General features: G+C 59.5%; 20 protein-coding genes. 4 read left to right on the forward strand and 16 right to left on the reverse strand.

Annotated elements, in window-relative coordinates:
- Positions 1–174: 174 nt before the first annotated feature.
- Positions 175–1,683 carry an arabinosylfuranosidase ArfA gene (gene arfA / locus ACFQZG_RS03850; RefSeq protein WP_378150097.1) on the forward strand — a complete coding sequence of 503 codons (1,509 nt, stop codon included), beginning with the start codon at positions 175–177 and terminating at the stop codon, positions 1,681–1,683.
- A gap of 154 nt (positions 1,684–1,837) precedes the next feature.
- Positions 1,838–2,155, forward strand: coding sequence for a LytTR family transcriptional regulator DNA-binding domain-containing protein (locus ACFQZG_RS03855; RefSeq protein ID WP_378150099.1), 318 nt, complete (start codon positions 1,838–1,840; stop codon positions 2,153–2,155).
- A gap of 94 nt (positions 2,156–2,249) precedes the next feature.
- On the opposite strand, the gene ACFQZG_RS03860 is transcribed toward ACFQZG_RS03855, so the two are convergent.
- The 5 genes from ACFQZG_RS03860 to ACFQZG_RS03880 all read right to left on the reverse strand — a co-directional run bounded on the left by ACFQZG_RS03860 (position 2,250) and on the right by ACFQZG_RS03880 (position 7,610).
- On the reverse strand, positions 2,250–3,056 hold the full coding sequence (locus ACFQZG_RS03860; RefSeq protein WP_378150101.1) for a pyruvate, water dikinase regulatory protein: 807 nt from the start codon (positions 3,054–3,056) through the stop codon (positions 2,250–2,252).
- A gap of 11 nt (positions 3,057–3,067) precedes the next feature.
- On the reverse strand, positions 3,068–3,688 hold the full coding sequence (locus ACFQZG_RS03865) for a helix-turn-helix transcriptional regulator (protein ID WP_378150438.1): 621 nt from the start codon (positions 3,686–3,688) through the stop codon (positions 3,068–3,070).
- 78 nt (positions 3,689–3,766) lie between these two features.
- Positions 3,767–4,414, reverse strand: a complete 648-nt coding sequence (gene fsa, locus ACFQZG_RS03870; protein WP_378150103.1) for a fructose-6-phosphate aldolase — start codon at positions 4,412–4,414, stop codon at positions 3,767–3,769.
- A gap of 669 nt (positions 4,415–5,083) precedes the next feature.
- The gene (gene melA / locus ACFQZG_RS03875; protein WP_378150105.1) at positions 5,084–6,592 is read right to left on the reverse strand and encodes an alpha-glucosidase/alpha-galactosidase; all 1,509 of its coding nucleotides are present in this window, start codon (positions 6,590–6,592) and stop codon (positions 5,084–5,086) included.
- Positions 6,593–6,716: 124 nt separating this feature from the next.
- Positions 6,717–7,610: a helix-turn-helix domain-containing protein gene (locus ACFQZG_RS03880; protein ID WP_378150107.1), complete on the reverse strand. Its 894-nt coding sequence runs from the start codon at positions 7,608–7,610 to the stop codon at positions 6,717–6,719.
- Between the two features lie 214 nt (positions 7,611–7,824).
- Here ACFQZG_RS03880 and add point away from each other — a divergent pair, with 214 nt between their 5' ends.
- Positions 7,825–8,892, forward strand: a complete 1,068-nt coding sequence (gene add / locus ACFQZG_RS03885; protein ID WP_378150109.1) for an adenosine deaminase — start codon at positions 7,825–7,827, stop codon at positions 8,890–8,892.
- Positions 8,893–9,574: 682 nt separating this feature from the next.
- Here the strand turns inward: add and ACFQZG_RS03890 are convergent.
- The 10 genes from ACFQZG_RS03890 to ACFQZG_RS03935 all read right to left on the reverse strand — a co-directional run bounded on the left by ACFQZG_RS03890 (position 9,575) and on the right by ACFQZG_RS03935 (position 19,590).
- Positions 9,575–10,564, reverse strand: a complete 990-nt coding sequence (locus tag ACFQZG_RS03890; RefSeq protein WP_378150111.1) for a sugar kinase — start codon at positions 10,562–10,564, stop codon at positions 9,575–9,577.
- A complete protein-coding gene (locus tag ACFQZG_RS03895; protein WP_378150113.1) occupies positions 10,561–11,205 on the reverse strand; it encodes a bifunctional 4-hydroxy-2-oxoglutarate aldolase/2-dehydro-3-deoxy-phosphogluconate aldolase in 645 nt (214 codons plus the stop codon). Before ACFQZG_RS03895 ends, ACFQZG_RS03890 begins: the two co-directional genes overlap by 4 nt.
- A gap of 169 nt (positions 11,206–11,374) precedes the next feature.
- Positions 11,375–12,427: a mannonate dehydratase gene (uxuA, locus tag ACFQZG_RS03900; protein ID WP_378150115.1), complete on the reverse strand. Its 1,053-nt coding sequence runs from the start codon at positions 12,425–12,427 to the stop codon at positions 11,375–11,377.
- A gap of 21 nt (positions 12,428–12,448) precedes the next feature.
- Positions 12,449–13,216, reverse strand: coding sequence for an SDR family oxidoreductase (locus ACFQZG_RS03905; protein WP_378150117.1), 768 nt, complete (start codon positions 13,214–13,216; stop codon positions 12,449–12,451).
- A 2-nt stretch (positions 13,217–13,218) separates the two neighbouring features.
- Positions 13,219–14,523, reverse strand: a complete 1,305-nt coding sequence (locus ACFQZG_RS03910) for a glucuronate isomerase (RefSeq protein WP_378150119.1) — start codon at positions 14,521–14,523, stop codon at positions 13,219–13,221.
- A complete protein-coding gene (locus ACFQZG_RS03915) occupies positions 14,511–15,371 on the reverse strand; it encodes an AraC family transcriptional regulator (RefSeq protein WP_378150121.1) in 861 nt (286 codons plus the stop codon). Before ACFQZG_RS03915 ends, ACFQZG_RS03910 begins: the two co-directional genes overlap by 13 nt.
- Positions 15,358–16,236 (reverse strand): sugar phosphate isomerase/epimerase family protein, encoded by an 879-nt coding sequence (locus ACFQZG_RS03920; protein ID WP_378150439.1) that lies wholly within the window; start codon positions 16,234–16,236, stop codon positions 15,358–15,360. The genes ACFQZG_RS03915 and ACFQZG_RS03920 overlap by 14 nt, the downstream gene beginning before the upstream one ends.
- A 36-nt stretch (positions 16,237–16,272) precedes the next feature.
- On the reverse strand, positions 16,273–17,343 hold the full coding sequence (locus ACFQZG_RS03925) for a Gfo/Idh/MocA family protein (RefSeq protein WP_378150123.1): 1,071 nt from the start codon (positions 17,341–17,343) through the stop codon (positions 16,273–16,275).
- Between the two features lie 15 nt (positions 17,344–17,358).
- Positions 17,359–18,498, reverse strand: coding sequence for a Gfo/Idh/MocA family protein (locus ACFQZG_RS03930; protein ID WP_378150125.1), 1,140 nt, complete (start codon positions 18,496–18,498; stop codon positions 17,359–17,361).
- Between the two features lie 165 nt (positions 18,499–18,663).
- The gene (locus tag ACFQZG_RS03935; RefSeq protein ID WP_378150127.1) at positions 18,664–19,590 is read right to left on the reverse strand and encodes an AEC family transporter; all 927 of its coding nucleotides are present in this window, start codon (positions 19,588–19,590) and stop codon (positions 18,664–18,666) included.
- Between the two features lie 105 nt (positions 19,591–19,695).
- Between ACFQZG_RS03935 and ACFQZG_RS03940 the strand changes: the two genes are divergently transcribed.
- Positions 19,696–20,001 (forward strand): hypothetical protein, encoded by a 306-nt coding sequence (locus ACFQZG_RS03940; RefSeq protein ID WP_378150129.1) that lies wholly within the window; start codon positions 19,696–19,698, stop codon positions 19,999–20,001.
- 291 nt (positions 20,002–20,292) lie between these two features.
- On the opposite strand, the gene ACFQZG_RS03945 is transcribed toward ACFQZG_RS03940, so the two are convergent.
- The gene (locus tag ACFQZG_RS03945; protein WP_378150130.1) at positions 20,293–20,949 is read right to left on the reverse strand and encodes an SGNH/GDSL hydrolase family protein; all 657 of its coding nucleotides are present in this window, start codon (positions 20,947–20,949) and stop codon (positions 20,293–20,295) included.
- Between the last annotated feature and the right edge of the window lie 8 nt (positions 20,950–20,957).

Consider the following 20,957-nt stretch of genomic DNA (forward strand, 5'->3'; position numbering starts at 1 on the left):
TCGTTACGTACGATACTTCGCTATTGATTAATATAAATATAAATCCAAAGAAAAGCAACTAAAGCGCGAAATTTCAGTTGAAAACCGACATCTTTTACGCTTTAATAGATCTTGGATGTACAATTACAATAACCGATTCATACATATGTTAATTCAAAAAGGAGAGAATTCCCCATGACGCAAGCCGCAAAAATGATCGTCGACAAAGATTTCGTCATCAGCAACATCGACAACCGGTTGTACGGTTCCTTCATCGAACATCTCGGACGCGCCGTCTACGGCGGCATCTACGAACCCGGTCACCCGCAAGCCGACGAGAACGGCTTCCGCCAAGACGTCCTATCCCTGATCCAACGGCTGCAAGTGCCGATCATCCGCTACCCGGGCGGCAACTTCGTGTCCGGTTACGATTGGAAAGACGGCGTCGGTCCGAAGCACCTTCGTCCGCGCCGACTCGAACTCGCTTGGCGCACGATCGAACCGAACCAATTCGGCATGAACGAATTCGTCGACTGGAGCCGCGTCGCCGGCACCGACGTCATGTGGGCGATCAACCTCGGCACGCACGGCGTCGACGAAGCGCGCAACATCGTCGAATACGCCAACCATCCGTCCGGCTCGTATTGGAGCGATCTTCGCGTCAGCCACGGTTATAAGCAGCCGCACGCGATCAAGACATGGTGTCTCGGCAACGAGATGGACGGACCGTGGCAGATCGGGCACAAGAACGCGGTCGAATACGGACGCGTCGCGCTCGAGAGCGCCAAGGTCATGAAATGGGTCGACCCGACGATCGAGCTCGTCGCCTGCGGCAGCTCCACCCGGGAAATGGCGACTTATCCGGAATGGGAAGCGACCGTGCTCGACCATACGTACGAGCATGTGGAGTTCTTGTCGCTGCATAGCTATTACGGCAACGCGGAGAACGACACGCCGACGTTCCTCGGCCGATCGCTCCAGATGGAAGACTTCATCGGCAGCGTCGTCGCCACGTGCGATTACATCAAGGCGAAGAAGCGCAGCAAGAAGAAGATGATGCTCAGCTTCGACGAATGGAACGTCTGGTTCCACTCCAACGACGCGGACCGCAAGCTCGAGCCATGGCAGATCGCGCCTCCTCAGCTCGAAGACGTCTATAATATGGAAGACGCGCTCGTCGTCGGCTGCCTGCTCATCGCGCTCTTGAAGCATTCCGACCGCGTCCGCATGGCTTGCCTCGCCCAGCTCGTCAACGTCATCGCGCCGATCATGACCGAGAACGGCGGAGCCGCTTGGGCGCAGACGATCTTCTATCCGTACATGCACGCTTCCGTCTACGGCCGCGGACAGGCGCTCGTGCCGCTCGTCACTTCGCCGAAGTACGATACGAAGGACATCACCGATATCCCGTACCTGGAGTCGATCGCCGTATACAATGAAGAAGCCGGCGAGATTACCGTCTTCGCGGTGAACCGGCATCTCTCCGACGCGCTGCCGCTCGAAGTCGACTTGCGCAGCTTCGGCGATTGCCGCGTCATCGAACATCTCGTGCTGGAGAACGACGATCTCAAGGCCTCGAACGACGCTTCATCGCCGAATCGCGTCGCCCCTCATGCCGGCGGCAACGCCGCGGCGGACGGTTCCAAGGTGAACGCGACGCTCGCCCGCGCGTCTTGGAACGTGATTCGTCTTCGCCTGAACTAATCGCCTGCCTCGCGCCTTGCGGTCTCCGCCGGACGCGAGGCTTTTCTTTTGTAATATCCCATAATTAATCTTAGAAAATCTACCAATCCCCCAAAACTTGTGCTATACTGAAAGCGCTACCAAGCAAACATCTTTCTAAGGGGGATTTGGAACGATGAATGTAGCGATGCAGACGAAGAACGTATACGAGGACTTTGATCCGAAAGCGGACACGTTGTTCTTCAAGGTCGGTACGCATGGGTTGATCAGCTTTCACGGGCGGAATTATAACATCAAAAAAAGAATGTCCGCCGACGAAAGAAATAGTCTGATCGCGGACACGGGAACTTTCTTCCGCGTATCTTCGGACTGCTACGTCAATATCCGCAACATCTCTTCGATGGGCCAAGCGCATATTTTCTTCGGCGATTCCTCCAAACGGGTTTCCTGCTCGCAGCGCAAGCTGCAAATGATCCGAGAGAAGCTCGCGTAAGGAACGAATCCAATATACAAAGCCCGAGCGGCCAAGGGAACGTTCCCTCGCAGCTCGGGCTTTCGTATGTCGCGGGGCAGCGCCTCGCCGACGATTATACAAGCATATCCATAATGAGTCCGGCCGTTTCCTCTATCGCCTTCTCCGACACGTCGATGATCGGGCATTGCAGCCTGGCCATCATCTCCGCCGCGAACGCGATCTCCTTCTCGATGCGTTCCATCGACGCGTAATGCGCGCGGCTCGGCAGCCCTAGCGCCTTCAGCCTCTCCGTACGAATCTTCAGCAGCCGGTCTGGATGCATCGTCAAGCCGACGATCAGCCGGTTCGACTTCACGAACAGCTCCTCTGGAGGCTTCACTTCGATCGTGAGCGGATAGTTCGCCGTCTTGATGCCCTTGTGCGCAAGGAAGATGCTCAGCGGCGTCTTCGAGGTGCGCGACACGCCGACGAGGACGACCTGCGCCTGCAGCAGTCCCCGCGCGTCTTTGCCGTCGTCGTATTTGACCGCGAATTCGATCGCTTCGATCTTGCGGTAGTAGTTGTCGTCCATCTCGTGCAGCAAGCCCGGCTTATACTTCGGCGAATCGTTGAACGTATCGATAAAAGCCTGCATCATCGGCCCCATGACGTCGACGGCGCGCACGCCGAGGCGGATCGTCTCTTCCCGCATCGTATCGCGAAGCTCCGGCTGGACGAGCGTGTAGGCGATGAAGCCGCCCGCGAGCGTCGCTTCCGCGATGATCGCCTTGATCTCGTCCTCGTGCTTGATGTTGCCGTACCGCTTGATCTTCACTTGCTCCGTCGCGAATTGCCGCGTCGTCGCCCGCGCGACGGCTTCCGCCGTCTCGCCGATGGCGTCGGAGCATACGAAAATGATTTTCTGTCGTTCCTCCGGCATGATCCGTCCCCCTACTCGGCCATATAGCCTGACGTCAACTCCACCAGTATATTCGTCATATTGGTTTTGGTAATCCGTCCGACGACCTCGTAACGGTTACGGTCCTTGTTCACGCTAACGACCGGCATCCCGCCGACTTGGTGATCCAGCATCTTCTTCGCGGCGTCCAGCGCCGAATCCTCCGGACCGACCGTCACGATGCGGGTCGATCGCGTCATCACCATGCTGATCGGAATCGTAGCCGCGCTCGGATTGCCGAGCGTCACCTTCAGCAGGTCCTTGAGCGACACCATGCCCGAGAGCGCGCCCGACTCGTCCGTTACGGTCAGGAAGCCCGTGTTCTCCATGAATAACGCGATGACCGCGTCGTTCACGGTCGCGCTCTCCTGAATGACGACCGGACGGTTCATGACGTCCTTGACCTTCAGTTGCCGGAGCCTCTCGTTGAGCTGGCCTTCGCTGGTCATCACCTTGCCGAGGAAATAGCCGACCTTCGGCTTTGCGTCGATATAGCCGAGCATCACGAGAACGGATAAGTCCGATCGGATTGTCGGCCGGCTGATGCCGAGGGATTCCGCGATCTGCTCGCCCGTGATCGGCGCGTGCTTCTTCACGAGCTCGACGATCGTCAGCTGTCTTGAAGTGAGTTCGATATTCGTTACCTCCTTCGGGAGAGAGCCGCTAACGCCGAGCGCGAGAGACGAACGTCATCAAGGCTTCGGCACTTTCTCCCAATCTTTAAGGAATCGTTCGATTCCGATATCCGTTAACGGATGTTTCCACAGCGCCGGCAGCAACGTGCCCGGAATCGTAGAGATGTGCGCGCCCGCGAGAGCGGCGGCTTCTACGTGTCCGACATTGCGGATGCTGGCCGCGATGATCTCCGATTGGAGACCGTATTGATCGAGCACCTGGCGAAGCTCTCTGACGAGCTTCATGCCGTCGACGGCGATGTCGTCGAGACGGCCGACGAACGGGCTGATATACGTCGCGCCAGCCTTGGCCGCCATCAAGCCTTGCGCCACGCTGAAGATCAAGGTGACGTTCGTCTTGATGCCTTCCAGATACAATTGGTGAGTCGCTTCCAAGCCCGCTTCGGTCATCGGCAGCTTAATGACGACGTTCGGCGCCCAAGTCGCGATGTCGCGCGCTTCCTTCAGCATGCCCAGGGCGTCGAGGCTGATGACTTCCGCGCTGACCGGACCGCTGACGATCGAGCAGATTTCTTGGATGACTTCCTTGAACACTCGGCCTTCTTTGGCGATCAGCGTAGGGTTCGTCGTAACGCCGTCTACCAGGCCGAGCTTCACGATTCTTTTGATCTCTTCCACATTACCAGTATCCAAGTAAAATTTCATCTACTTACATCCTCCCCGAAAGTAAAAATCTATGAATGGCATAAGTAATGTATAACACACTCCTATTTATGACACAATATATAATTCCTTATGGCTCTTATAGGTATCGTTTATGAGTAAAATGTCGCATTATATCGAATGAAAAGCGAGCGTGCTAGAAGGTGTGCGACGGCATAGTTGGTTGGTTTGCCGCCAATGCCGCTCGGGGGCTGGCATGCGCGGTCTGTAACCCGGATTTTCCGGGTTACGCCGCCAGGATCGGGTGTTTCGCTGGCAGTAACCCGGATTTTCCGGGTTACGCGGCCAGGATCGGGTGTGTCACGGTCAGTAGCCCGGATATTCCGGGTTACGCGGCCTGGATCGGATGTGTCGCCGGCAGTAGCCCGGAATTGCCGGGATATGCGGCTGGGATCGGGTGTGTCGCGGGCAATAGCCCGGATTTTCCGGGTTACGCGGCCGATTTCGGGTGTGTCGCCAGCAGTAGCCCGGATTATCCGGGTTACGCGGCCAGGATCCGGCGTGTCGCCGGCAGTAGCCCGGAATTGCCGGGTTACGCGGCCGATTTCGGATGTGTCGCCGGCAGTAACCCGGATATTCCGGGTTACGCGGCCAATCAAAATAGGCTGTATCCCTGGCGCGGCTTCGCGCTCGGGATACAGCCTCTCCTCGTTAATGGGCAGATTTCGCCCGTTCCTTGCCTTTGTCCGCCTCGCCGGCGTTCTTCGACGCCGCTTCGCGGTCCTGCTGCATCTCTTCCACCGTCTTCACGTGCTGACGGGCAGCGCCGCGGTACCCTTCGCGCGTCGGCACGCGCTTGCCTGACGCAAGACGCGCCTTCGCCTCCGCAATCGCCGCGCCGTATTGCGGCAGCCATCGCTCACCGGCGACGAGCATCTCGTCGACCATCTGCCAAATCTCGTTCGGGTTGCACACCGCCCCGACGAGCGGATCCATCATGAACGCTTGGCGCAGCAGCTTGTCGTCGCCATGCACCGCCGCTTCGACGGCCAGGCGTTGCACTGAGATGCTGACGTTGCACACGGCCGCCGGCCCGAGCGGGAGCGCGCCCACGAGCGGCATCGAAATGCCGTTGCGGTCGACGTAGCCCGGCGCTTCGATGATCGCATCGTCCGGCAGATTGGAGATCGTGCCGCGGTTGACCATGTTGAAGTGGCCCCGATACACGCGCCCCGTCTCCAGCCCTTCGATAATATACGAACCGTGCTCCTCGCTCCGGTTCTCGGACGCGTAGACGAGCGCGGGCTCCTTCATCCAGTTCGGGAAGTCGGTCTCGAACCAATTGCGCCCTTCCGTGCATACGCGCAAGTAACCGCCCGTCTCGCCGTTAATCCAGCTTCCGAGGTCGATCCATTGCTCGATCTCGTCTAGGCGCTTGCGGTACCACGGCACGTATTCGCTGAGGTGTCCGTTCGACTCGGTGCTGTAATAGCCGAAGCGGCGCAGCATGTCGATCCGAACCTTCTCCGTCCGGCTGAAGTCGGGATGGTTCTCGAACGCCTCCAGCAGCTTGCCCGTCATGTCCTCGCCGTTATGGCGAATTTGCACGTACCACGTTTGGTGGTTGATGCCCGCGCAGATGATGTCGACCTCGTGCTTTTTGAGGCCGAAGGCCTCTGCGATCTGCCAATGTCCGCCTTGCACGCCGTGACACAACCCGACCGTGCGCACACCGCCGTACTGGTTGCAAGCCCACGTCAGCATCGCCATCGGGTTCGCGTAGTTGAGCAGCAGCGCGTCCTTGGCCGCCACCTCGCGAATGTCCTTGCAGATGTCCAGCATCGCCGCGATGCCGCGTTGCCCGTACATGATGCCGCCCGCTGACAGCGTGTCGCCGACGCATTGGTCGACGCCGTATTGCAACGGAATGTCGATGTCGGTCGCGAACGCTTCGAGACCTCCGACGCGGATCGTGCAGATGACGTAGTTCGCACCCGCCAACGCTTGCCTACGGTCGGTCGTCGCCTCGATGCGAATGGACAAGCCGTTCTCGGCGATATCCCGCTGGCACAGTTCCTTCACCATATCCAAGTTGTGCGCGTTAATGTCCGTAAAAGCCACTTCGATGTCCTTGAACTCCGGTACGCTGAGCAAATCCCGGAGCAATCCGCGCGTGAAGCCGATGCTGCCCGCCCCGATGAACGCGATTTTGAAAGCCATAATCGTCACCCTCCGTCATGTGCCTGCTAGGCGTTGAATATGTGTTCATTGTAACGGCGGAGGGCAATGAAGCGTTATCAATATCATGACTTCCTCGGAGACAAACTGTCAGGAATCCTCACTTTTATCTTCGATCGTACTGTTGCCTATCCTTCGTCCGGCGGTAATCGATCGGCGTAAATCCCGCATGTTTCTTAAATATCGCGTGAAAATATTGCCGGCTCCCGATCCCTACGTATTCCGACACGTCGGCGATGGGAATGTCCGTATTGAGCAGCAGCATCTTCGCCTTCTCCATACGCAAGGCGGTTAAATATTCGATCAGCGTCCGGCCGGTGTTCGTCTTGAATATCCGCTGCACGTATCCGGGATGCAAACTCACGGCGGCGGCGACATCCTTCACCTGGATGCCCCGGTCGTAATTCTGATGCAAGTACGCGATGCATTGCTTCACGTACACTTCCGCGGGCTGATGCATGAGCGCGATCGTCTCCGCGCGCAGCCGGCCGATCCGGATGAGAACCTGAGACAACAGGATGCGCACGAGCACGCCGCGGTCGCCGCCTTGGCCGTCCAGCTCCACGACGAGGCTGCGAAGGGCGTGATAGACGTCCTCCGGATCCTGCAGCGTGAAATGCGATGCCGACGAGTCGATCAGCTCCCCTAACGCAGGCTCCTCGTCCGCCAATTCCATCAAGGAAGGGAATGTTCCGTCGAACGCGTCGAATCCGAATTCCGCGTTCAGCATCCGGCACGACTGCTCCACGAGGAGGCGGTGCGGCACGTTCGCGTCGATGACGATGAACTCCCCTTTTTGAAGTTTGACTTCGATCGGCTGGTTCGGCACTCCCTCGACCTCGACGACGCAGTTCCCTTGTATGACGTACATAATCTCGGTTGAGTCGTGATGATGGAAGCCCATCGTATAACCGTTCCATTGTTTGTAATAATAGGCGAATATACGCGGCAAGTAACGGCCTGACCGCAGCTTCGCGTCGAATAGGCTCCCTGTCCCCATGGCCTTCGCAACCTCCGAATGACTCGCGCAAGCGATCGCGTCTGTTGCATTTTACTATGGATGCGAAACGCCGTTTCGTCAATGCGGACGACCCGATGAAAATATAGCTGACATAGATATAACGAAAATGCGGTTTTTTCTTGAATTATCAGAAAATTGTGTTACTTTATATAACAACAATCTCGGCACATCTATACGCAAGGGGGAATGGACGATGGAAAAGGCGCAATGGTTAGCGGCCATGCCCAAAGTCGATTTACATGTGCACTTGGACGGCTCGATCTCTCCGGAAACGTTAATCGCGCTCGCCGGCTTCCAGGGAATGCCGCTGCCGACGTACGATCCGGAGCGGTTGCTGCCATACATGCAGGTTGGAGAACAATGCTGCGAGAACTTGGCGGAGTATTTAACGAAATTCGATTTCGTGCTCCCTTTCCTCCAGACCGGGGATGCGCTCGCCTTCGTCGCGACCGAGGCCGTCAGGCAAGCGGCCGAACACGGCACGAGGTACATCGAGATTCGGTTCGCTCCGCAGCTCCACCGCCATAAGGGGCTATCCGCGGACGAATCGATTCGCCACGTCATACGGGGGCTGAACATCGGCGCGCGCCAATACGGCGTGAAGTCGCGGACGATCGCCATCTGCATGCGGCACCACGATATCGCGGCGAATCTCGAAGTGATCGAAGCCGCCGCCATGTACAAGGATCAAGGACTTGTCGCCGTCGATCTGGCCGGCAACGAAGCCGCCTACCCCGCGGCGCTGTTCCGAGAAGTATTCGAGAGAGCCGGCGAGTTGGGCATTCCGGTCACGATCCATGCCGGGGAAGCCGCCGGTCCGGACAACATCCAAGAAGCAATAACGCGGCTCGGGGCTAGTCGTATCGGGCACGGCGTCAGGTTGCAGGAAGACGAGCGCGTGCTTGCGCTTGTCCGCGATCGGCGCATTCCGCTCGAGCTTTGCCCGACCAGCAACATCCAGACGCGCGCGGTCGGCGGCTGGGAAGATTACCCGATACGGGATTATATGGCTCGCGGGCTGCTCGTTACCGTGAACACCGACAATCCGGGCGTTTCGGGGACGACGATCACGCGGGAATACGCTGCACTCGTCGAACGCTTCGGCTTCTCGCCACGCGAAGTCGCCGAGCTGATTCTGAACGGCGTCGAGGCGGCGTTCTTGGAAGGAAACGAGAAGGAAGAACTGCGGCGAGAGATGAAGGCGGAGATGGAAAAGGTGTTGAGGCAGACGGAGGCGCTAGAGGTGCTGCGGTTGAAATAGCGCGGCATGACCGCGCTACTTCGCGAGATCCGGCGTGCTCCAGTTCGGATTAGTCAAACTGCACACTTGATACAGAGACTTCAGCGCACTCTAGTTCTGATTAGTCAAACTGCACACTCGATGTCGGGGCTTCGGCGCAATCCAGTTCGGATTAGTCAAACTGCACGCTCGATACCGAGACTCCAGCACCTCACAGTTTGGATTAGTCAAACTGCACGCTCGATACCGCGACTCCGGCGCTCCACAGTTCGGATTAGTCAAACTGCACGCTCGATACCGGGACTTCGGCGCGCCACAGTTCGGATTAGTCAAACTGCACGCTCGATACCGAGACTTCGGCGCACACCAGTTCGGTTTAGTCAAACTGCACGCTCGATACAGAGACTTCGGCGCACTCCAGTTCGGTTTAGTCAAACTGCACACTCGATGTCGGGGCTTCGGCGCAATCCAGTTCGGATTAGTCAAACTGCACGCTCGATACAGAGACTCCGGCACCTCACAGTTCGGATCAGTCAAACTGCACACTCGTTATCGGAACTCCGGCACACCCCAGTTCGGATTGGTCAAACTGCACGCTCGATACCGGGACTCCGGCGCACCACAGTTCGGATTAGTCAAACTGCGTGCTCCTACCAAAAAGGGACGGCAACGGGACAATCGCCCCGTGCCGTCCCTTCTTATGTTACCGCGTTACTTCACGGCCGCCCGAGAGGAGCCGAAGCAGCTCTTCGCGCTTCGGCAGCCCTTCCCAGTCGCCTTTGAACTGCGTGGCGATCGCGCCCATCGTATTCGCCCGCTCGAGCGCGCGGAGTAGGTTGTGCCCCGCATCCAGCGGACCGAACTCGACGAGCCCGGACAGCAGGCCTGCCGCGAAAGCGTCGCCCGCGCCGACCGTGTCGACGACGCGCTTCACCGTATGCGGAGCCGCGCGAACGATCTCGTCGCCGAAGAAGCCCATGGAACCGCGTTCGCCCAGCTTCAGGACGACGACTTTCGGTCCCATCGCGAGGAAATGCTTGCCGTACGCTTCCTCGTCCAAGACGCCGGCCAGGAACTCGGCTTCTTCGTCGCCCGGCAAGAAAATATCGCACAGCGGGATAAGCGACAACAACGTACGCCGAGCCTCTTCCTCGCTCCATAGCTTGCGGCGCAAGTTCGGATCGAACGATACCGTCAGCCCCAGCTCGCGCGCCCGCTTCATCGCCTCGCGAATCGCGTCGGCCGACCGAGCTCCGAGCGCCGGCGTAATGCCCGTTACGTGCAAATGCTTCGCGCCCGCGAACCATGCGTCCTTCACGTCGTCCGGCGACACCTGGCTCATCGCCGAGCCGCGGCGGTAATAGTAGACGTTCGGATCGCCGTAGCCCTTGAACTCCTTGAAGTAAAGCGCTGTCGGGAATCCGCCGTCGCGCACGACTTCGGACACGTCGATGCCTTCGCCGGCCAACGTCGCGGAGATGACGTCTCCGAACGGATCCGCTCCGAGGCGGCTTACCCACCGAACCTTGAATCCGAGCCGGGACAGCCCGATCGAGACGTTCGATTCCGCGCCGGCGATCGTGCGCGTGAACAGCGGCGCGTATTGCAGCGCCCCTTCGCTCATCGGCTGCATCGAGAGCATGCTCTCGCCGATCGTGACGACGTCGACCGCGCGCGAACCCGCCGCCATCATACCGTCTTCGCCCCTTGCACCTCGTTCACGTACGATCTAGCGAGCTCGGCCAACGCGTCGAACTTGCCGTCCTTCACGAGCTGCTTGTCGACGAGGTTGCCGCCGAGGCCGACCGCGATCGCGCCGGCGTCGAGTACGGAGCGGATGTTCTGCAGATTGACGCCGCCCGTCGCGACCATCGGAATATGGCCGAGCGGCGCGCGGATTTCCTTCAGGTAGCCGATGCCGAGAGAGCCCATCGGGAATACCTTAACCGCGGAAGCGCCCGCTTTGTAAGCGCGCACGATTTCCGTCGGGGTCATCGTGCCCGGCCATACTTCGACGCCTTGCTCGACGCCGTGGTAGACGACCTCCTCGTCCAAGTTCGGCGAGATGATGTATTCCGCGCCGGCCGCGATCGCTTCCTTCGCTTGTCCCAAGTCGAGCACGGTGCCCGCGCCGATGCGCATCCGGTCGCCGTATTGCTCGCGGAAGCGAGAGATCATGCCGAGCGCGCCGTCCGTGTTCAGCGTCACTTCGAGGAAGACGATGCCGCCTTCGGCGAGCGCCTTCGCCGTCGCGTCGCCGGATTCGGCGGAGATGCCCCGGATAATGGCCACGATTTTTTCGCGTTGCAACGATTGCATCAGTTCGGAAGACATAATAAGCTCCTTTGTGCGGACGAAAGGACGAATCGACCGATTCGCCCCCGTCATTGCGTCGTTTTGCCCTCTAGTGTAACACCATGCGCAAGCCCGCGCCACTAGATAGACCGATAAAAAAGTTTGATAATGTTCATTAGCGTTTCTTTACGTTCGAACGGGATTCGTCTTAGCGGCGCGCCCGCTCCTTCGTCAACGCTTCCCACATGCCGTTCAAATAGACGGCGCCGAGCGCGCGGTCGTACAAGCCGTACCCCGGCTTGCCGGTCTCGCCCCAGATCATGCGGCCGTGGTCCGGACGGAACGGACCTTCGAAGTCGACGTCCCGCAACGCGCGAACGACTTCCGCCATGTCGACCGAGCCGGCCGACGACAAGTGCGCGGATTCCTCGAACGAACGCTCTCCCGTGAACCGGATGTTGCGCAGATGCATGAAGTTGATGCGTCCTTGCGCCCCGAAGCGGCGGACGATCGCCGGCATGTCGTTGTCCGGATTCGCCCCGAGCGAGCCCGTGCAGACGCACAGCCCGTTCGCCGGACTGTCGTGCAGCGCGAGGAATCTCGCCAACGCCCGCTCGTCCGTGATGATGCGCGGCAAGCCGAAAATCGGCCAAGGCGGATCGTCCGGGTGAATCGCCATTCGTACGCCGACCTCGTCGGCGATCGGCATAATACTACGGATGAAGTAAGCAAGGTTATCCCACAGCTTCTCTTCGTCCACTTGCGCGTAATGGTCGAACAACCGCTGCAAGTCTTCCTTGCGGTAGCTGCTATCCCAGCCCGGGAGCGACAGCTCCCCGGACAGCGGATTCATCCGCTGAACGACTTCCTCCTCGTAGATGAGAGCCGTCGATCCGTCCTCCAGCTCATAATCGAGCTTGGACCGCGTCCAATCGAACACCGGCATGAAGTTGTAGCAGACGACGTTAATTCCTGCCCTCGCGAGGTTGCGCAGCGTTTTTCCGTAATTCTCGATATATAGATCGCGCGTCGGCAATCCCAGCTTAATGTCCTCGTGCACCGGCACGCTCTCGATGACGCTGAGCTCGAGCCCCGCTGCATCGATGGTTTCTTTCAGTTCCAAGATCTTCTCGTAGGGCCATTCTTCGCCGACCGGCACGTCGTAGATCGCGCTGACGATGCCTTTCATGCCGGGAATTTGCCGAATCTGCCACAGCTTCACCGGATCGGATTCGCCGTACCAGCGAAATGTCATGTACATGGTGACTTGCCCTCCTCTCTATTAAATCGTCATCGCTCCGAAGCCGCCGTCCACGCGCAGCAGCGAGCCGGTAACGAAGCCCGATGCCCGCTCCGATGCCAAGTAGACGACCGCGCCTTGCAGCTCGGACGGATCTCCGAACCGGTTCATCGGCGTATGACGCATGATCGACGCGACGCGTTCCTCGGACAGGATCGCCCGGTTCTGCTCCGCCGGGAAGAAGCCCGGAATGACCGCGTTCACCCGCACGCGCGCCGGCGCGAATTCGCGAGCCAGAAACTGCGTCATGCTGTTCACCGCCGCCTTGGAAGCCGAGTACGTGAACACGCGGGACAACGGCGGACCCGACGATACCGAAGAGACGTTAATGATGCTGCCGCCCTGACCCCGATCGACCATATACTTCCCGAACACTTGGCAGGCGAGCATGACGCTCTTCGCGTTCACGTCCATGATCTTGTCCCATTCGTCTTCGCCGATTTCGAAGAACGGCGTCGCGCTGTTCACGCCCGGGCAGTTGATCAAGATGTCCACGCCGCCCGTCCACGCGACGACGTCGCCGAGCAGCCGCTCCAGGTCCGCCTTCGAGGTCGCCTCCGCGGCGAAGCTGCGCGCTACGCCGCCCGCAGCCTCGATCCGTTCGCGAACCGGTTCGGCCTTCTCCGCCGAACGTCCCGTGAGCGCAACGGATGCCCCGTACGCGCCCAACGCATCTGCCATCAGCCCGCCGAGAGTCGACGAACCGCCGATGACGAGCGCCGTCTTGCCGCTTAAATTGAATAAGTCCATGCTCACTTTGTGCCTCCTTCCGTCGATACGTTAGGCACCGGCTTACCGAGGAACCGCCAGAAGTTGCCGCCGAACAAGTCGGCGCAATCCCGGCGCACGTCGTCCTCGGTTACCGTCCAGCCCGTCTCGATCACTCTCCTGTACTTCTGTACGAGCGTCTCCCCGATAATGCGCCGCGAATACTCCCATTTATAGAGCAGCTGGCCGAAAATCCGGCAGTCCGAATGCTGGGGAATGACCGACAGGCCGAGCAACTCCAGCCGAAGCTCCGTCATCTCGCGCACCATCGACTCGATATGGAGGAACCACCAGCATCCGAACACCATCAGATTCCGGAATTTGCGCGCGAGGACGGCGAGCTCGTGCTGATTCTCCCGCGCCAGCATCGTGATCAGGAACTTCTGCTCCGGATACGCCCTGCACAGCGCCTCGACCGCGCCGACGTCCGACTTCATGCTCATGTCTCCCGCGAGCTGCAGCCCCGGGTTGACGCGGCGGCGCACGCCGATCATGAGCGCGAACGGAATGCCGGCTTCGCGGCATGCCGGAACCATCGCGTCGTCGATCATTCGCGTGCGGTGATCCGCCGCCGGATAGACGAAGTCGCCCGGCATCGATACGGCCAAGTACAACGCGCCCATCCGCCGGATCCACTCGCTTAGGAAGCGGCGAACTTCCCGCACCGTCTGTTCCGACCACTCCGCGGACACCCGGTAACCGAGATCGGCCAGCTGCGGCCATGCGTTATCCCAATCGTTCAGGAGCGGATCGACGCGCAGCGCGGCATGGAACCTCGAGTCCCCGCGTCCGCCTCCGCGCTCCCAAGTCGCCCGCTCCGCCGCGTCGAGAGGATCGTTCGTCATGACGATGTCGCGAACGCCCGACGCCCTCATCACCTCGTCGATATGGCCGTCCACGGTCATCGCCGCCCAGGCGTCACGATACGTCTGCAAGTCTCTCGAAGACGTATCGAGACCGAGCTGGCGGAACACGTTCAGGACGCCCGACGCCGCTTCGCTGACCGGCGAATGCTCCACGAACAGCGTGCGCCAGATCAAGTCGGCCTGCTCGCTTTTCGTCAAGCTCCAGAATCGCTCGTACGGCATATCGATCCAACGGAACGTCTCCGAGATCAGATAGTGGTACGTCAGCAGATCGTCGAGCTCCCACAGGCAATGTCCGCCGAATTCGGCCGCGAACAGATGCGTGTGCATGTCCGTTACCGGCGTCTGCCGGACGATCCCGCCGACGACCGCCTCGACGTTATCGAGCGTTATCGGCGCTTGTTCAACCTTCATCGTTCCCATGCGATATATGCGACCTCTTTCTCCCGCAGGTTGTTGTCCTTCGCCTGCTTCTTGAATTGCTCCGGCGTCAGGCCGGTCATCTGCTTGAACAGCCTGCTGAAGTGCGCCAAGTGCTTGAAGCCGAACCGGAAGCACGCCTCGGTAACCGTCGTCGCCGGATTCATCAGGAACAGGATCCGCGCTTCGTTGATCCTTTTGCGGTACACGTACTCGAAGATCGTCACGCCCGTCACTTCCTTGAAAATCTTCGCCAAATACGACTTGCTCAGATGCAACTCCTTCTGCAGCTGATCCATATGCAAATCCTCGGCGAACGTTCTCTCGAGCAACGCGATGACGTCCTGCACCGCCTTCTCCTTCTCCGAAGGGAACTCCCGTTGCTCGCGAAGCGTACGGGCGCACTTGTCGTATACGAAATGAAGCAGGTCGGCGAACGCGAGCATAAGACGCCCGCTCCCGATCTCGTCCCCGCGCTCTTGATGCTTGCGCATGAGCGCCAGAATGCGCTCCGCCTCTTCCTTGTCTTCTCCGCGCAGGCTAAGCCGGTAGTTCTTGAACTTCTCGAACGGCTCCAGCACGTTGACCGCGCGAGTCTGTTCCAAGTATGGCCGCATCAACGCCGGATCGAAGTGCACGATCGAGCGGATGTACGGCACGGAATCGTCGACCTTCGCGCAATGCAGCGTCATGCCGTACATGAGAATCAAGTCGCCCGGCGCGAGCGTGTAGATCCGGTCGCCGATCAAGTAGTTGCACTTGCCCTCGTGGAAGTAATACACCTCGTAGAACCAGTGCGAATGGAAGACCGGCTCGATCGGCAAATGCTGCCGGTGATTATACGTGAACATTTCCTTGCAGCTCCCGCACGATGCCGCCGATATACTCGGAGAAGAACGTCAGCATGTCCGGCGAATTCGCGAACTTCCCGCTGAAGTCTTCGACGCCCAAGTACCCGTCGTAACCGACGGCGACCAAGTCCGCTATTACTTGCCGCCAAGGAACCATGCCTTGCTCGATCGGCTCCCACTTGCTGCGCCATGCGACGCTTCCGTCGGCGGACCGTTCTCCCGGCTCCCAACCCGCGTTCTTCACGTGAACGTGCGCCAAGTAAGGACCGAGAATTTCGAGCGCCATTTTATAATTTTCGAACCCTTCGTGCACCATGTTGCCGGGATCGAGCAGCGCGCCTACGTGCGCGGGATCGATTCCTTCGAGGAGACGGCGAGCGGCCGAGGCGGTCGGGGCGATCGTGTTGTGGTGAATCTCGATCAAACCTTTGACGCCGTATTTCGCGCATAGCGCCGCCGAATCGCGCAAGTACGCGCGCTCCAGCGCGAACAGCTCCTCGAACGGTTGGCTGCGGTCGTATCCGGGAACACCGAGTCGGATATACGAAGCGCCGAGCGTCTTCGCCGCCCGCAGTACCTGCTCCGTCGCCTCGAGATCTCCCGCCTTCAAGTACGGAGTGACGCTGATCGACTGGACGCCGTGGCGTTCCGCCGCCGCCTTGAACCGAGCGAGCTCGGCCTCCCCGCCGGACGGACGAATCGTGCAAATATTGTTGCCCCAGTAAGAATGCGGCTGGTTCGCGACTTCCGCGGGCACCTCGGTGTACCGCCATTCGATGCCTTCCAGCCCTGCGGCTTTAGCCGCGGCGGCCAATTCGTCCGGACCTAGCTCCGGCGTCGCCACCGTGAATACGGACAGCTTCATCATCGTGTTTCCTCCTCGTTAATCGAATCGATCGATTTATACGCGCACCGCTTGCGACTGAGCCTTCAAGCACAGCTCTGCGGCTTTGAACGCGTGCGCCTGCGTCATCGCCTTCTCTGTCCCGTTCAGGCAATCGAGAATGAGCTCGCCGAAGTACGGGAAGCCGACTTGGCCGCCGAGCTCCAGATGATGCTCGCCTTCGCCGTTCACCAAGTACAGGTGATCGCCGCTGGATTGCCTTGCGATATCGACGTATTTGCGCAGCTCGATGTATCCGTTCGTGCCCAGAATCATCGTCCTGCCGTCGCCCCAAGTGGATAGTCCGTCCGGCGTCAGCCAGTCGACGCGCAAGTAGTTCGTCGCGCCGTTGTCGCCCCGAAGGGTCGCGTCGCCGTAGTCCTCGAGCTCGGGATAGTCCGGAGCGTTATAGTTGCCTACCTTGCTATGCAGAACCTCGGCGTCGGCGCAGCCCGCGTAATACAGGAACTGCTCGATCTGGTGGCTGCCGATATCGCACAGAATGCCTCCGTATTGCGCCTTGCGGAAAAACCACTCCGGCCGCGCCCCCGCGTTCAACCGGTGCGGACCGAGTCCGAGCACTTGCACGACCCGGCCGATCGCGCCGTCATGGACGAGCTGACCGGCGAACACCGCGCTCTCCACGTGCAGACGCTCGCTGTAATAAACCGCGTACTTGCGTCCGGTCAGCGCGGCGACGGACCGCGCTTCCTCCAACTGCTCCAGAGAGGTGAACGGCGTCTTGTCCGTAAAATAATGTTTGCCATGGCGCATGACCTTCACGCCGAGCGGCCCGCGATCGCACGGAATGGCCGCGGCGGCTACGAGCCGCACTTCCGGATCCTGCAGGATTTGCTCCAGAGACGCCGCCGCTCGTACTTCCGGATACGCCGCCACGAACTTCTCGACCTTCGCCGGATCCGGGTCGTACACCCACTTCAGCGTCGCGCCCGCTTCGCGCAGCCCGTTGCACATCCCGTAGATGTGTCCGTGCTCCAGCGCCGTCGCCGCGAAGACGAATTCCCCCGCTCCGACGACCGGACGCGGCTTGCCTTGCGGCGCGTAATTCATGCCGTTCGCTCTCGACATCGCCGTCTCTCCCCCTTATCGTCCGGCCGGCTGCGCGGCCCGCGCTTCCGACTTCGCGATCTGCTCCTGCAGCTTCGCGCAATACAGTTCCTCGTCGATCGGCAGGTCGACCCATCCGTCAATCCACGTCGACAGTTGCATCGCGTTGGAGATCGTCAAACCGCGAATGCCTTCCTCGCCCGGCGCGATGAGCGGCGTGCCGTTCAAGATCGATTCCACCCAGTTGCGCGTAATGTGCACGTGCTGCGCATTGCTCGGCACGATCGGAATGTCGAACTTCCAGCATTCCGGCTGGGCGAAGCTTGCCGTATTTCTGGCGTTGAACTCCGATTCGAGCTCGCGGAGGCGCCAGAACGTCATTTTGTCGTCTTCGATGACGATTTTGCCCCGGTCGCCGCTGATCTCGAACCGGTTCGTGCCCGGCGTCTCGTACGTCGAGGTAACGAACACGCCCGTCGCGCCGTTCTCGTATTCGACGTAAGCGGTTACGTCGTTCTCGACTTCGATGTCGCGATGCTTGCCGAATTGACAGAACGCGCGGACGCGTTTCGGCATGAGACCCGTCGTCCACTGCCACAGGTCCAGTTGATGCGGATCCTGGTTGATCAGGACGCCGCCGCCTTCGCCGGCCCACGTCGCGCGCCAGCCGCCGGAGTTGTAGTACGCCTGAGAACGGTACCAGTTCGTGATGATCCAGTTCGTGCGGCGGATCTCGCCGAGCTCTCCGGACGCGATCAGCTCGCGAAGCTTCACGTAGAGAGCGTTCGTCCGTTGATTGTACATGATGCCGTATATTTTACCGCTCGCGGCGGCGGCTTCGTTCATCTCGCGAACTTGCTTCGTATAGACGCCGGCCGGCTTCTCGACGAGCACGTGCAAGCCGTGCGCGAACGCCTCGATCGCTTGCTTCGGATGATCGTAATGCGGCGTGCACAGAATGACACCGTCGACGTCGCCCGAGCGGAACATCGCTTCCGGCGAATCGTACAGCTTCACGCGGTCGCCCCACTCCGCTTTCAGTTGACTCAGCCTCTCGGGCCTTACGTCGCAAGCCGCCGCCAATGTCGCGCCGGAAACTTGACCTTCAATCAAATACTGGGCATGGCCGGTTCCCATGTTCCCTAAGCCCACAATGCCGATCCTGACGTTCTGCATCTTGCACTCTCCTTCGTATCGGGAAGTGATTACGCTACATCATCATTGTATCACTTTAACTGTGGGTGAACTTTACTGCCAGTATACAATAATTACGTTCATTTGACTGTGAGTCAACAAAAGACGACCGGGCCTCTCGACCCGATCGCCATACGTAAAGATCCGTTAGATGTTCAACAAGTAGATGACGGCCGTCACCGTCGCGATGCTGCATACGGTGCTGACGAGCACGGTCTGCGAAGCGAAATCCTGCTCGTTGTCGAACTCGACCGCGAGCAACACGCTGCTAAGCGACGTCGGCACAGCGGACGATACGATGAGCGCGGCCGCCATGAGCCCGTCCAGGCCGAGCAACAGGACGACGCCCCACGCGAGCAGCGGACCGACAATCAAACGCAGCGCCGAAGACAAGCCGACGTCGACCGCCAGCTTGCGGCTCAACGTGCCGCGAATGCTGCCTAGCTGCACGCCGAGCGTGAACAGCGCGGTGCCGATGAACGCGTTCGCCAAGTAGTCGACCGAGATGTCGATCGATTGCGGCAACGGCACCTCGAAGCCTCTCAGCAGGAAGGCCAGCGGAATGACGTAGATGACCGGCATCGACAGGATGACTTTGCGAATGTCGCGCCAATCGGCTTTGTGCGCGTTCACGCTGTAGATGCCGTACGTGTTCGGAACGAGCGACTGCATCATCATAATGATGACCTGAATAGACAGCGTATACGGGTTGCCCGAGAACGCGAGCTGGTTGATCGGGATGCCGTAGTTAGCGCTGTTGTAGAACAGCACGCTGTTGCGCATTGCGCTTCGCTTCCCGCCCTCGTAACGGCGAAGCCGGATGACCGCCTCGAGCACGAGGTACTGCGCCCCCATGAACAAGAGGAAGAACCACATGACTTGGCCGAACAGCTTCAGCGATATTTCCGTCTCGTAGAGCAACTGGAACATGATCGCGGGCGAGAACAAGTAGAAGTTCAGCTTCGAGAGCGTCTTGATGTCCAGATCGAATATCCGATGCATGACGACGCCGATCGAGATGACGATGGAGAGCGGCAATACGTTGTTCAGCAAAATGTGGATAAAAATGTCCATGGCGTCTTCTTTCGTGCGACGGTTGTCGCCATGCCTATCAATCGGCGGTCCGTCGCGTGCTATAATGGTTTAACTTATACGTTCGGCGGGAGGATACGATACTTCATGGCATTCGGCATCGACAGAGCGGAACTCGACGCATGGAAAACGGCGGTAACCCGCGGCGAAATCGCCTACTTGACGCATTACTGGCTCGACCCGCGCTTTCCCGGCGTCCGCACGGTGACGAAGGTCGGCTGCGCGCATCTTCCGACGCTGCGGGCATGGTGCGTCGCCAACGGGCTCAACCCCCGCTACATTCATGACCGGCCGCCTTATCCCCACTTCGATCTCATAGGCCCGAAGCAGGTCGAGATTTTGCGGCGGGAGGGATTGTCCGACCAGTTGGAACGGTTCCGGCTGGAGGGGTGAACGGACATTTTAGCGCTGTCTCATAACGTTATTCCGGCGTTTCCTCGCACCTTGCCCATTTAGCGCTGTCTCATAACGTTATTCCGGCGATCCCTCGCACCGTGACCAATTAGCGCTGTCTCATAACGTTAATCCGGCGATCCCTCGCACCGTGACCAATTAGCGCTGTCTCATAACGTTAATCTGACAGTACCCAACGTAATTCCCGCCGCCAGCGCAAAATCCCCTCCGGTCAGAGCGCCGACAATCGCGGCATCCTGACCGAAAGGGATAGTGACGCAAAGAGAGCAACTATCTTTTCCACTCGAATCCGACTTTGTCCAAGAACGCGCGGGCGAGCACCATATGTCCCGCTTGCGTCGGATGGACGCGGTCCCACGCGAGCGTCCCCGAGTAAAGCTCCTTCAACACCTCGTTGAAAGCCGCCTGCGTATCGACGAACAACGCGCCGTAATCCGCGGCGACCGCCCGAACGACCGCGCCGTATTCGTCCATCGTCGCGCGCATCTTGTCCTTCTCGTTAGTCTCGATGAAGAACGGCGTCATGAGCACGAGTCCGCCTTGTAGAAGCGGCTTCGTCTCGGCGACGAGCTTGCGCAGCGTCGCTTCGTACGTATCCTTGTACACGTGCCAATCCGTAATGAACGGCGTATCGTACTGCCGCCATACGTCGTTCGTGCCGATCATGATCGACAGCCAGTCCGGCTTCCGGTCGATGACGTCCGCTTGCCACCTTTTCTCCAGGTCGACGACGTTATTGCCGCTGTTCCCCGTATTGATAACGCGAATGCCCAGCTCCGGATAGACGGCTTGGAGCAACGCGTCGACCAACGATACGTAACCTTTGCCCAGCGCCCCGAACAACCCTTCTCCGCTCGGTTTCGCGCGATCGCAATCGGTTATGGAATCCCCTATGAACAATAGCTTTTGCCCTTTGTGCAGCAACATGCGCCCGT

It is taken from the genome of Cohnella sp. GCM10027633, from assembly GCF_042675445.1.
In the GTDB taxonomy this organism is placed as follows: domain Bacteria; phylum Bacillota; class Bacilli; order Paenibacillales; family Paenibacillaceae; genus Cohnella.